This is a genomic window from Paenibacillus sp. 481 (assembly GCF_021223605.1).
Taxonomy (GTDB): Bacteria; Bacillota; Bacilli; order Paenibacillales; family Paenibacillaceae; genus Paenibacillus_B.
On record NZ_CP075175.1, the window covers coordinates 5193395 to 5206616 of the forward strand.

14 protein-coding genes are annotated in these 13222 nt (G+C 42.7%); 4 read left to right on the plus strand and 10 right to left on the minus strand.

Features of this window, described 5'->3' with window-relative positions; genetic code table 11:
- Positions 1-71: 71 nt before the first annotated feature.
- Both KIK04_RS22435 and KIK04_RS22440 read right to left on the minus strand, forming a co-directional pair.
- A complete protein-coding gene (locus tag KIK04_RS22435) occupies positions 72-1451 on the minus strand; it encodes an NAD(P)-binding domain-containing protein (RefSeq protein ID WP_232275938.1) in 1380 nt (459 codons plus the stop codon).
- A gap of 104 nt (positions 1452-1555) precedes the next feature.
- Complete coding sequence (locus tag KIK04_RS22440) at positions 1556-1903, minus strand: ArsR/SmtB family transcription factor (protein ID WP_232275940.1); 348 nt, start codon at positions 1901-1903, stop codon at positions 1556-1558.
- Between the two features lie 420 nt (positions 1904-2323).
- Here KIK04_RS22440 and KIK04_RS22445 point away from each other — a divergent pair, with 420 nt between their 5' ends.
- From KIK04_RS22445 to arsC, 3 genes are read left to right on the plus strand one after another with little or no spacing between them, the layout of a single operon-like run.
- Entirely contained in the window at positions 2324-2608 is a 285-nt protein-coding gene (locus tag KIK04_RS22445; RefSeq protein ID WP_232278860.1) for an ArsR/SmtB family transcription factor, read from the plus strand.
- Between the two features lie 15 nt (positions 2609-2623).
- Positions 2624-3919, plus strand: a complete 1296-nt coding sequence (locus KIK04_RS22450) for an arsenic transporter (protein ID WP_232275941.1) — start codon at positions 2624-2626, stop codon at positions 3917-3919.
- A gap of 20 nt (positions 3920-3939) precedes the next feature.
- Complete coding sequence (arsC, locus tag KIK04_RS22455) at positions 3940-4362, plus strand: arsenate reductase (thioredoxin) (protein WP_232275942.1); 423 nt, start codon at positions 3940-3942, stop codon at positions 4360-4362.
- An 88-nt stretch (positions 4363-4450) separates the two neighbouring features.
- Here arsC and KIK04_RS22460 read toward each other — a convergent pair whose 3' ends face one another.
- Positions 4451-5374 carry a DMT family transporter gene (locus KIK04_RS22460; protein ID WP_232275944.1) on the minus strand — a complete coding sequence of 308 codons (924 nt, stop codon included), beginning with the start codon at positions 5372-5374 and terminating at the stop codon, positions 4451-4453.
- Between the two features lie 72 nt (positions 5375-5446).
- Positions 5447-6886, minus strand: a complete 1440-nt coding sequence (locus KIK04_RS22465; protein ID WP_232275945.1) for an NAD(P)-binding domain-containing protein — start codon at positions 6884-6886, stop codon at positions 5447-5449.
- Between the two features lie 1130 nt (positions 6887-8016).
- Here KIK04_RS22465 and KIK04_RS22470 point away from each other — a divergent pair.
- Positions 8017-8619 carry a cysteine hydrolase family protein gene (locus KIK04_RS22470; RefSeq protein ID WP_232275947.1) on the plus strand — a complete coding sequence of 201 codons (603 nt, stop codon included), beginning with the start codon at positions 8017-8019 and terminating at the stop codon, positions 8617-8619.
- 381 nt (positions 8620-9000) lie between these two features.
- Here KIK04_RS22470 and KIK04_RS22475 read toward each other — a convergent pair whose 3' ends face one another.
- The 6 genes from KIK04_RS22475 to KIK04_RS22500 form a co-directional block, all read right to left on the minus strand.
- Positions 9001-9345, minus strand: a complete 345-nt coding sequence (locus KIK04_RS22475; RefSeq protein WP_232275949.1) for a hypothetical protein — start codon at positions 9343-9345, stop codon at positions 9001-9003.
- A 6-nt stretch (positions 9346-9351) separates the two neighbouring features.
- On the minus strand, positions 9352-9783 hold the full coding sequence (locus KIK04_RS22480) for an SHOCT-like domain-containing protein (RefSeq protein ID WP_232275951.1): 432 nt from the start codon (positions 9781-9783) through the stop codon (positions 9352-9354).
- Between the two features lie 13 nt (positions 9784-9796).
- Positions 9797-10162, minus strand: coding sequence for a DUF2089 domain-containing protein (locus tag KIK04_RS22485; protein WP_232275953.1), 366 nt, complete (start codon positions 10160-10162; stop codon positions 9797-9799).
- Positions 10163-10448: 286 nt separating this feature from the next.
- Positions 10449-10958 carry an adenylyl-sulfate kinase gene (gene cysC, locus KIK04_RS22490; RefSeq protein ID WP_232275954.1) on the minus strand — a complete coding sequence of 170 codons (510 nt, stop codon included), beginning with the start codon at positions 10956-10958 and terminating at the stop codon, positions 10449-10451.
- 14 nt (positions 10959-10972) lie between these two features.
- Entirely contained in the window at positions 10973-11830 is an 858-nt protein-coding gene (locus tag KIK04_RS22495; protein WP_232275956.1) for an STM4011 family radical SAM protein, read from the minus strand.
- Positions 11827-13203, minus strand: coding sequence for an STM4012 family radical SAM protein (locus KIK04_RS22500; protein WP_232275957.1), 1377 nt, complete (start codon positions 13201-13203; stop codon positions 11827-11829). Before KIK04_RS22500 ends, KIK04_RS22495 begins: the two co-directional genes overlap by 4 nt.
- Positions 13204-13222 lie beyond the last annotated feature (19 nt).

Sequence of the window (13222 nt, forward strand, 5' to 3'; positions counted from 1 at the left end):
ATATCATGTCACGGCTATGTCATCTATCGTGACTCTGCGTCTCTCTATCTTCCTAATAGCTTCCCTTAGAATTATCCGCAGCAGGATGATGAAGAGTACTTGCTTCCAATTGAATGAACTGTACAGCAAGTACTTTCAGCCATCTTTTCTTGGGAAGCTTCCTCTGTCTCACAGCAGTCTTCTTCACGGGAGAGACTTATGTTACACACCCCCGTTTCTGGAAGCGCTAATTCAACCTTTTCAGCAGCTTCCCAATCACCTGCCAGAGCCGCCACAATAGATCTAACTTGCTCATATCCGGTTGCCATTAAAAACGTGGGCGCACGACCATAGCTTTTCGATCCAACGATGTAAAAGTCTTGTTCAGGCTGACGCAATTCCTTCTCTCCATGTGGCCTTACGGTACCACAACTATGAAGATTAGGATCAATCAATGGGGCTAACGCGCCTACACTCTCGATCGCAGAATCGATGTCCGTTCTGACTTCACGAAGAAAGCTCATATCTGGGCGAGATCCCGTATTACTAATAACCTCATCTATTGAATCAATCTGAATGGTCTGACCGTTGCTATATCCAATTACATGAATCTGGCTTCCTGATCTTTCGAAGTTCTCAATCATGAAGGATGGGTACACTTGTACTTTGCCAGAGAGTACAAGATTCTCCAAACGAATACCCAGCTGTCCACGTTCACGAAGACTGTCCTTTTCTTGTCCTCCGTATACCTCTTTTACTTTTGATTTGCGAATGACCCAAGAGATGGTTGTATCTGGTTCCTGTTCCTTAAGCTTTTCAAGATCTAATAGTGCATGGATAGCAGAATGTCCACTTCCAACAACAAGTACATGTTTACCAGCGTAACGTTCTCTCTGCTGACCGACTACATCAGGGATTCCGTAAGTAATTTGTTCCTTCAATGTGAGCTCGTTCTCCGTCCATATCCCATTAGATGCCGCAGGGTTAGGAGTTGCCCAAGTGCCAGATGCATCAATGACAGCCTTTGCCTCGAACCATTTTCTTTCACCATTTTCGATGACATACAGTACAAATGGCAGCTGTTCACGTCCGGCTGTCTTAACTTTGCTTAAGCCTTTACGACTTACTGCAGTAACTTTTGCGTTAACGTGGATATGTGGTTTCAATGATGGCAGACTTGAAAGTGGAGCAAGATATTGCTCGACTAACTCTTCACCAGTAGGAATATCAGTAGGAACGGGTGCCTTCCAACCACTTTCCTCGAGTAACTGCTTAGCTACTTTATCTATATTGAATTGCCATGGAGAGAACAGACGTACATGTTCCCAGCGGTTGATATTCCCTGCTATCTCATTAGCTGCCTCAAAAAGAATGAAAGACTCCCCTTTAGAAACCAAATGGGCTGCTGCCGCTAAGCCTACAGGACCTCCACCAATTATCGCTACTGGTAATGCAACACAGCATTTACTCATGATTAATAACCTCCATTTTATTATTGATATATTTCGAATCACGTATTTAACTTCCATACACTATTAATCAAATTATTTTGATTAATAGTGTAAAACAAAAGCGATTAGCAACAATCGCCTGTTTTAGCATCATTCAAACGGAAAATACAGCATAGCTCTGGTGAAAGAAGATTGTTAACTTCCTCTGGGTTAAGTTCGTAGTAACTCCAGGTACCTTTCGTTTCTCTCCGAATTAAACCTGCATCCAGTAATATTTTCAAATGGTATGACAGTTTAGACTGCTGCATATCAAAAATATCAGCGAGATCACATACGCATGTATTTCCTCTTTGCGTGAGCTCATACATAATTTGCAGCCGTTTTTGATCGGCCAATGCTTTGAACTTCGCCTCATATGTAGCGAAATCAACTTGGGATGAATCTTGTTGTGCGACGGGAAGTTTTTTAAACATCCTCTTCCCTCCTGTCTTTTAATCTGCAATTAATCAAACTAATTTGATTAATGATTGTATATTATCATCCATTTTTTATGAAAGTCAATCTTAAATCAAAATGTTTTGATTTAGCATATACCGTTTTTATTTCGTTTTAAATGGTGTTGACGATCAATCACGCAAAGTATATTTCATCCCGCTTCAACTCAATGTTGTGAATACCTTTACCTTTACCTTTACCATTTGTAATTTGCAAATTGCTTTATAATTAAGTCGTATATAATCAAACACTAATATAATTATTTACTTATATAAGGAGTTGTGTATAATAAACACTGCATGGAAATCTTAGTGTTAGTAGAATTTCTTCAAAATCCAATTTCGAGTTTGATGGGAGTGTATTTTTTGACGCACACAACAGAGTCCCTTGTGGAAACGATGAAATTATTAGCTGATAGAACTAGACTGACTATTCTTGCTCTTCTAAAAGAGAAAGAAATGTGTGTCTGTGATATCGTCGATATTTTACAAACGACCCAACCTAACATCAGTCAACATTTGAAAAAACTTAAAAAAGGTGGTCTTGTCCTTGAGACAAGGCGAAGTCAATGGATTTATTATTCGTTGAATATGGATGATAAGCCTTACTTAAAAGGAATTCTTGAAGAACTGCCTTCCATGAAAGATCAACTTAATAAGTTAAATCCAGAATGCTGTAAATAGCACAAGGAGGAGTACATGTTAGCTATTGCATCTATTATTTTTATTGTGACCCTTATTTTCGTCATCTGGCAGCCTAAAGGGTTAAACATCGGTTATTCTGCTGCTGGAGGTGCTATCTTGGCCCTTCTCTTCGGGGTCGTAAACTTTCAGGATGTATGGGATGTTACCGGCATCGTATGGAATGCAACCCTTACCTTTGTAGCGATTATTTTAATTTCATTAATTCTTGACGAGATAGGCTTTTTTGAATGGGCAGCCCTGCATATGGCTCGTTTTGCTAAAGGGAACGGAACGCTCATGTTCATTTATGTCGTGTTACTAGGAGCTGCTGTAGCTGCCTTTTTTGCAAATGACGGAGCCGCTCTTATTTTGACTCCGATTGTGCTTGCTATGGTTCGGGCATTAAAATTTGATGATCGAATGATTCTGCCGTTTATTATGGCTAGCGGATTTATATCGGATACGGCTTCCCTGCCGCTAATCGTTAGTAATTTAGTTAACATCGTCTCGGCTGACTTCTTTGGGATTGGTTTTGTGGAATATGCGAGTCGAATGATTGTTCCTAATTTCTTTTCTATTGCTGGAAGCTTGCTCGTTCTGTTCTTTGTGTTTCGAAAAAGTATCCCGAAAACGTATGATGTTAGTCAGTTGAAACAACCTCGGGAAGCAATCAAAGATATGCGGATGTTTAAGCTTTCCTGGATTGTATTAGCTGTATTGTTGATTGCTTACATGGTTAGTGAGCTCATACACATTCCAGTGTCTATTATCGCTGGTCTAGCAGCGATCGTATTCATCTTCTTTGCCCGAGGCAGTAAGGTTATCCATACGGGAGCTGTCATCAAAGGAGCTCCATGGTCGGTAGTCGTCTTTTCTATCGGGATGTACGTGGTCGTGTATGGACTGCGTAACGTAGGTCTCACGGATGAGCTTGGCAAAGTGTTTCAATGGATGGCAGATCAAGGGCTCTTTATCGCAACGCTGGGGACCGGATTTATTGCCGCTCTACTCTCTTCTGTCATGAATAACATGCCAACGGTTATGATCGATGCGCTAGCGATTCAGGGCACAGCTACTCAAGGTGTGCTTCGCGAAGCGCTTATTTATGCCAATGTTATCGGCTCTGATCTTGGTCCCAAAATCACGCCGATTGGCTCGCTTGCAACTCTCTTATGGCTCCATGTACTCACGAAGAAAAATGTCAAAATTACATGGGGTTATTACTTCAAAATTGGAATTGTGCTGACCTTACCCGTATTGTTCATTACACTGACCGGACTTTATTTGTGGCTCAGCCTTATTCACTACTAAATGAACAGGAGAAATACAAGATGGAAAAGAAACTTATTTACTTTTTATGTACAGGCAATTCATGCCGAAGTCAGATGGCAGACGGTTTTATGAAGGAACTTGGTGACGATCAATATGAAGTGAAAAGCGCAGGTCTTGAAGCCCATGGTTTAAACCCAAGAGCCATTCAAGTGATGCAAGAAGCTGGCGTAGATATAAGTAGCCATACATCTGATGTCATTGATCCAGAGATTTTAAACCGTGCTGATTACGTTGTAACGCTCTGTGGACATGCGGATGACCATTGTCCGGTCATTCCAAATACGAATGTGGTGAAATGGCATTGGGGCTTCGAAGATCCTGCAAAAACAACGGGTACTGAAGAAGAGATCATGGCACATTTCAGAAGCGTTCGTGATGCTATAAACACGCGTATTAAAAGATTTGTTGAAGAAGGTCAATAATCTACTTTGGAAATCTATGCTATGCAAAATAAAGACAAAGGCGGCTGTTATTTAACAACCGCCTTTTCTTTATTCAGCTAAGCGAATTTTACTTTTCCGTATTAAATTTCGCCTGCACTCTATTAAATAATGAAGCATTCCCCTTTTTTCCGCGATAGTTCACGAAATAAATACTGACACCTACTAATAACAGCCCTACGACAAGGCGGTGAGTTACCGGTTCATCCAAAAACACCGTACCGATGAATACGGCAATGATCGGTACAAGAAACGTGAATGTACCCACTTTGCTTGCCTCTCCCGCATTAATAAGTTTATAGTAAATGATGTATGCCAGTGGAATGCCAAAGGTGGAGCCGTATCCGAGTCCCAAAAGGTACTTGCCATTCCATTCAATAGCTGACCAGCTTTCAATAATGCTTCCAGTACCTATTAGAATAACTCCACCAATAATACACTGCAAAGACACCATCCAGTAAGCATTTACTTCGTTGCTCACCTTCTTTACATATACGACACCTAGGGCCCAGCTAAATGCCGTAAGCAACCCTACAACAACACCAATGATCGATACATGGACAGTTAGTCCGTCCATACTGACAACTGCAATTCCAAGGAATCCGCTAATCAAACCCATGATTTTTAAAGGCGACATGTACTCTCCAAGCCAAATCCAAGCAAACACTCCAAGTAGAACGGGCTGAAAATAGACAAGCACTGAAAGCAGTCCACCTGGTAAATAAATGAGTCCTACTGTCTGTAAGCCAAAAAAGAGAATCGTATTAAAGAAAGCTGAAATGCAATATTTCGACCAATTTTCACGCCATTTGATCTTGTTCCTCATTTTATATAGGAGTGCTGCAAGTATAAGGCCCCCTATCAATGCACGCATGCCTGCAAATAATAACGGTGGCGTATAAGGCACAGCCATTTTATAGATTGGCCAACTTCCACCCCAAACAAAGACTAATAATAGTAATGCACACGTCGATTTTGTAAATACCTTCCCCAATTGTGTATCTTCCCTTCAATAGTTGAACAGTAAACGAAGTTTATATTTCGAATTAGGCTTGAACTCTACGCACTACTCATAACAACTCATAGATTCAGAACCACTCTTTGTCCACTCTCCAACAAAATCAGCTTCATGATAAGCATAGAAGTTGTTCAGAATCTCCTCACGATTATCAGAGAACAGCTGATCTGCCACAGCTGAAACGAGTCTCGGTATCCCATATCTCATTCCCGGAAGCGAAGAGGCTGAGATGCCACAGCTAACTACAGCTGAATAGTTAAAAACAAAAAGCCCGTGAAGTAGCTTTGTATCCTTTTTGTCTCGGCATGTGAAAGTAAAGTCAGGGCCAAGGTAAGGATACGAATCAAGCTTATGGTTGGCGATCTCTGCAGGTGCATGATAATAGTCGTTCCAACGTGCAATATGGTGTTCGAACAACTTTAGCTCTGGACGTAGCGAATGATCAGTCGCAAGACCAGTGGAAATGATAAGAAAATCAAAAGTGAAATTACCTTGTGGAGTAGTGACGACAGCCTTCTCAGCTTCATGCTGTACGTCAAGCCATGGTGCACCTAAGTGTAATGTAAAGCCAGGATGTGAAGCTGCACGTTCAAATGTGTCATTTGTAGGAGGTTGATGCTTAAAGTAATGGGCCATAACGGCATATTTATCAGCATCAGATAGAACATTAAAACGTTCAATTATACCTGACACCCCCATTTGTCGAATGGGGTTAATGCTCGGCATCTCCGTGCGGCGAACAAACACATGAGCCGAATCCACGCCTTCAGATAGTGCAAAGTTGGCATTATCAAAAGCTGAGGCCCCGCCGCCTAAAATGGCCACCTTCTTGCCTTTAAGGGCCTCAAAGTCAATGTCTTCTGAGGTGTGTGCATAAAGGTGACGAGGTAATGTTGTGGAAATCATAGATGGTACGTGCCATTCCCCTCCGCCTTGAATACCAGTGGCTAAGATAACCTTGCGGGCCAGTAATGGTTGAGAAGACGCTCCTGCTCCTTCAATATGTAGTCGATAAACATCTTCCCCTGTAGGCTCAATAAGCTTCAGCTTTACCTCATTAACAACAGGTAAATGAAGAACCTTTCGATACCAACGTAGATAGTTCATCCAATCGGTACGTGGAATCTTATCGATGTCCTCCCAACTTTGTGGTCCAAATTGCGCTTCCCACCAGGAGCGAAAAGTCAGAGAAGGCACTCCAAGATCAATGGATATCAAATGTTTAGGCGTACGCAATGTCATCATACGAGCGTAAGTTACCCATGGCCCTTCATATCCTTCTACGTTTTCGTCGATGATAAGGATATTAGATATTCTTTCACGTAACAGGCCAAATGCCACACCTAAGCCACACTGGCCGCCTCCTATAATCACTGTATCGTAGACATGACCCTCAGGATGGTGGGTTGGGCATACCCAGTCCTCTCCCCCAAATGCAAGATAAGAGAGATCCCTTTTTACTTGTTCATTTAAAGCTTCTAAACTCATCACTTTTCATTCCTTTCCATATACGATTTATTATCTTCTGAACGAATCGTTAAGTCCGTTTGCCTACACTGCTTTCAATTGAATGAGTACAATGTCCACATGACATACCTTTTACGTTTAAAGTCGTTATTTGAATGGTGGCTTTTACTCGCACCGTCTTATGAGCAGCATGGATCGATTTCAACAGTTTTAGTAAGACTTTCTGAACTCATCGTCATTGCCTCACCCCCTTAATTTTCCACCAATATACCATACCCCCCTATAGTATGTAAAGGGCTTTTATTAGAAGTTTATAAACAGGTTTTCTAATTTGACACTCATCTGATCGGCTAAGTATGCAAGTTCTTGTCGTTGAGTTAGGACAAGAACTTGTACAATTAAAATAAAAAACCGCGATTTTCGCGGCTACTAATGAGCTAATGTTCTTGTCACCCGACACAAGACGTAGAATGACAAATACATATATCGTTTACCTGTAACTGTATTGCAGTTCTTCAGCGAATGGAGGCTCAAAAATTACTGCATATTCCTTCAACTTACCTTTTGTTATTCGAAAAGCCCCGTCAGGAAGTTAAGCATTTCTCTCAGCAAGCAGTCATCCCTTCGCCTTTTTTAAATGGTTAAATAATAACCTTTATATCCCAAGTATTATTATTACAATAAATACATATTATTGACACCCATTGCAGGAATGTTACAATTAAGACGAAAATAATACGAAAAACTCACGCAATTCAGTTTGCTCGAGGAGATGATGCCACGCCAATAAATCAACGATTACAACTGTAGGAAGGGTTTACTGGGGAAATGAAACACAATGCCTCTTAGACTAGAATTAGGATGTTGCAGGTTGACAGAAATCGTTGGCAAAGTCAAGCTATCCTCCCCCCACAAATTATCCATTAATGTCGATCATACTCATTTAGTTCGCCCTAGTTGTAGTGTCACATTTATATATTGCATGCCGATGGTGTCCGTTTTTGCAAGTACATTTAGAGTCACGCCGGTGGAACAAAAGTAAATGCGTTGACCCCATTCAAGCAGAAACCTACTGTATTGAAAACTTCAGATACACATATAAGGAGGAACGCAAATGTCCATGCAACAACATCCTTCCCACGTATCGATCCGTGAAAAAGAAGCTCTTGTTTTTAATTGAATACCAGAATGAATGGCTCTCAGAAGACGGTAAAATTCATCATTTGATCAAAGATCATCAACAATTTGCTGATTCGATTGAAAGCTCTAAAAAATTACTAGAGGCAGCAAGGAAAACCGATATCCAAATTATTCACTGCGGTCTGTTCTTTGAGGAAAACCATTTTGAACTAGGCAATACAACGTATGGTTTGCGCGCTGCCATTTCCACATTTAAAACATTCATTAAAGGCTCACCAGGAAGCCAATTCGGAGAAGCGTTCACTCCTGAATCCGGAGAGTTTGTTGTGTCGGGCAGAACTGGGGCCAGCGGGTTTGCGGGATCAAATTTAGATAGCTTCCTTCGAAATCAGGGGATCAATAAAATATACATCGCAGGTTATGCGCTTCACGTTTGCGTAGAATCTACTCTTAGACACGGACACGACCTTGGTTATGAAGTGACGATTGTCGAAGACGCGACATCCGCTTTTAAACAAGAACAAAGAAAGCATGTCCTCGAACACGTAGTTCATCATTACGGAAAATCGATTACAGTCGATCAATTCATTGAGAAGTATATTCCTTGCAGTTAGACTGAAAAGTAGACACAGATTTATACTAGAATCAACAACTGGAGTGAGGAAGCCTGTGTCTATGAAAGCAGCTTCAGATAACGAACAACTTGGAGAATGGTCAACTTGGTTTTGCTATGGAGTACGGAATCCTAAAAAGCCCTTGACCTGAGGTTTTTTTTCTATTGCAATGCATTACGTCTCTCCTAACCTTTCCTACAAACGCTGTTGATGACTTAAAACAAAAAAACCGCAATGAACGCGGTTTGAAGTGTCTCTCATTAATTGTCATCTGGCAATTATATATTTAAGTTCTTCTTCTCCGCTAATATATTTGCGTGTCTCCCTACATCCCATCATATCTTTTCAGAAAAAGCATTGATGCTGTAGTATAAGCTTCGCCTACAATGTAATCAACACTTCCGTGCCGTCCTGAGCCTTGACATCGACTAGAACCGTCCCTTTGCAACGTTGCAACTCCTTGATGAGCTGCCTGAGGGCTTGCTTCGTGCTTTGGTGTTCGAGAGTTGACAGCACGAGTTCAAGCCAGAACCGGCTACTGTCTGAATCAAAATCAAGCTTCCGGCTCAAGTGCGCACCCTCATGTGCGCCGTGCTTGTGGAGCCAACTTTTCATGAATCGCTGGACTAAATGAGAAGTTAGGATGCCGCTTCCCATACGCAATAAGGCATAAGGGACTGGTATCGTAAAAGCATGCTCTTTGCTCTTAACCTTAACCGTCATCATGACCCGTCACTCAATCACTACAGTGACGGTATCCCCTGCACCGGAGCGGACGTCAATGATTTGCCCGTCAAGCTCGTTCTCGATTGCATCGATCAACAGATTGATATCAATATCCTTCACATATTGCGCAGCCTGCGGAATATTGGACGCGATGCTGTGCCCCGCTCCGAGAACAACCTTTACCAGTTTAATCGGTAAATTGATGTTGACATTATCGTTTTCTTGGGATGTTACTCGTATTTTCAACGTTTTGTCTAAATAACCGTTGGATGCCGATGACCGTTTTTGTGGATAGTCGGATTTCCCCAGTACCTGTACGGCATGCGATGAAGGAGCCGTCTGCTTCTCCTTTAGCGCGTCAATCAACTCCGAGGCCTTGTCAGAATCAATTTTGCCTTCCTGCAACATGGATAGCACTTTACTGATTTCTTCTTTCATCGTTTATTCCTCCTTATTCACCCTTCAACATTTTGACCGCTTCATCTGCGGTGATTTCGCCATTCTCCAGCATGGAAATGACCTTCTTCTCATCGACTTCCGGCTTCTTCCGCGTATCGTATCCGAGGGATGTAATGATATCATTGAGCTTACCGCGTACTGTCGGGTAAGAAATGCCGAGCTCTTTCTCCACTTCCTTGATGTTGCCCCTGTTCACTAGAAAGGTGATTACAAAATGGAGCTGTTCGGGCGAAAGTAGAGCCAGCTTTGATAATTCAAATCTGTTCTCAATCTTCGTCTGGCACTGTCCGCATTCCAGCTTGACGGCGTGTAGCGTATGGTCGCATACAGGACACTGTGTGATAATCGGATATTTCATGCGCAACTCCTTTCTTTTTTCAAATTATAGATCAATACATTCAATTTGTAAATCAATAAAATTAATTATTTTAATTATGAGATTTATATTATTGATTTTAAAGTTTATTATTATAAACATTTTTGAATTATTCATTTAAAAAAGAAAGCCTCAACGAATCCATCGGGGTGGAGTCCAGTTTCAACCCACTCCATCCCTATCGACTCGATGAGACTTTTTCATTTTGGCCTGCTTTATAATGCTTTATTATGCCCATACATCATACATTACCGGTGAATGCTTCTGATTATTTCATCAAGCACTCCACAATTTGACGCACGTTAGACTCCACACTGTTTATGTGCGTATGTATCGTGATTTCGGGATGCACCGGCGGTTCATACACATCAGAAATACCGGTAAATGCGGTTATCTCCCCTTTTCTTGCTTTTGCATATAAGCCTTTCACATCTCTGCGCTCGCATTCATCCAATGGACAATGCACATACACTTCAACGTATGACGCAAGCTCCGCTCGTGCATAGTCCCGCATTTCCAAATACGGTGCGATCATAGAGATGATCGTCGTCACACCATTGCGATTCAGTAGCTTGCTAATATAGACGGCACGACGAATATTCTCGAGTCGGTCTTCTTTGCTGAATCCAAGCCCTCGTCCTACCTTGTGTCTCAGTTCATCGCCGTCCAAGCATTCGACTCGGACTCCTCTTTCCTGAAGTGCCGCTGACAAAGCTAACGCTGTTGTCGTTTTACCTGAGCTTGGAAGCCCTGTTAACCATATTGCCGTCCCGACCAATGCCCGCTTCCCCTTTACGATAATATAGCGATCCGCTCGAGTGCGCGTTCTCCGTAAATAGAATCGAACGATTGCTCCTCCATATGGATATAGCCTATATAACAATCACATTTTCTCATACGACAGGGGCGTTCTTGAGAGATTCCATGCAGCCCGTCTTTATACAAATTCCCGATTACTTGCCGATCCTTATAGCAACGCTTTACGCGCCCGTCTCCTTGGACGTAGAACACATTTTTTCCGGCACGGCACGGCTTGTCCATACTGTCGTAATCCTTGGCGTTAAGAACAAAATAAGGGTCCATATCGGCCAAAAATGCGGTATCCTCGGCAGAATAGTATTTTTGTTTATCTTTGTAGGCGTTCACCCACATATACACATCATCAGGTAGTGCATTCCTTAATGAAGAAATGGAATTAAACGCGCTCTTAACACCGACAGAGCCTACACTGAACGGTATTTTTTGTTCATAAAGCTTGCCGCATTGCTGTAAAAATCGCTTTTCCTCTGTCTGACCAGGATGGTAGGTTACCCAGAATGCAGCAGTAGCCGGATTCAAATCGGCCGTCCAATCGAGCTTAGCGGATAAGTTCGTTTGGATAGCGACCTTATTCACGTGCTGCATATGGGACAGCTTAACCAGCGCTTCCCTGTACCAACGATGTGTAAGTCCTTCACCATATGGATTAAAAAACACGGACAACTGATGCTCGTTGGCTTCTTGTTGCTCTACCCAGTCGACGAATGTCTGCACTTGAAGTCGATCCAGCGCCAATGTCTCTTGACTATCTGTGTTCTTGCTAAAAGGACAGTAAGGACAGTCATAATTGCACGAGCTCAAGCTCCCGCGGAAATAAATCGTCGCTTTCATAGCAGTACACTGCTTTCCATCCGCGCCCGTATTTCCGGTGAGATGAACCAATCACCTATGGAATCGGAGTACATAAGCCCTTCATCCGTCAGACGCAGCACCTCCTGCTCTATAGCAGCAAGCTCCGTATGCATAAGCAGATTCAACTCGGGATAATCGACGAGAGCAGACGTTGCGAACCGTTCCGTGTAGCTGCTCAATGCCAAGCCTTCTGTATGAAGCAGTGCTTTTAGTATAAATCGTCTCTGCTGGTCATCCTTGCTTAACACAAGGCCATAATCTGCATGGGTGTAGTCGGCTGAAGCCACATAGTCAGCAATGATGCTTGCTGTAGCTGCACGACCTACACTATATCGCGAGGAGTAATGGACCGTTCTCGTGTAAGATCGTGCACCACAGCCAAGTCCAATCATGCCCTCCTCCTGACAACCATACGGCAGCAACGATTTCTTCGAAATCGCATCCGCTTTGGCAAATCTGCGCATCGAGTACTGGGTATATCCATTTGCAAGCAAACGATCCCGCGCCGCGATATATAACCTTACCCTCTGATCCTCGCCACTCTGCTTTATCTGCTCTGGCTTTACAATCGTGTGTTCACGAGTATACAGCGGATAAATAAATATCTCCTCTGGATCATAAGACAACACCTTATCCAGCGAATAGTTCCATGAATCAAGGGTTTGACCGGGAAGACCATAAATCAAATCCAGATTAAGGATCGGAAATTGATACAGCTTAAGATCTCGCAGCGCTCTTTCGACTTCCTTCGGCTTTTGCGGACGATAGATCGCATCCGCTTCAAATTGTACGAAGCTTTGAATGCCCATGCTGACCCGATCCACTTGCCTGCTTTTTAAAATGTCCAAGCGTTCGGTCGTTATCGTCTCAGGCGATGTCTCTACCGAGATGGAAGCTTGGGCTGGATCCATGCCCATCACATGTTGAGCAATATGAAACAACCGATCCAACTGGGCAGGTTGCAGTAAAGTCGGTGTACCGCCTCCGATCGCAAATCTGGCAATCGGCTTATTCGGCATGAGCGGAGCCCATTGTGCTGCTTGTCTTTCCAAGGCATCCACATAATTCGTATGTACGTCGGCTCTCTTGTCAGGCAACGTGAATAAGTTACAAAAGCCGCAGCGTGCGCCACAAAACGGGATATGCATATATAAAAACAACGTTTCTGCTAATTCCTGACTCCACAATTCGGAAAGCGGTAGCTTCCGCTCCAATTCTCGATAGGAGGTTTTGTGGGGATAAGCGTATAAATAAGACCGGTAAGGCTCTGATGTGAGGTGTTCCTTCCAGCTGCGCAGAGCCTCCGAATTCTGGATGATGTCCGTGTAATTAGGGTAGACCGTATGGCTCACTATGTTCCCTCCTCTCACC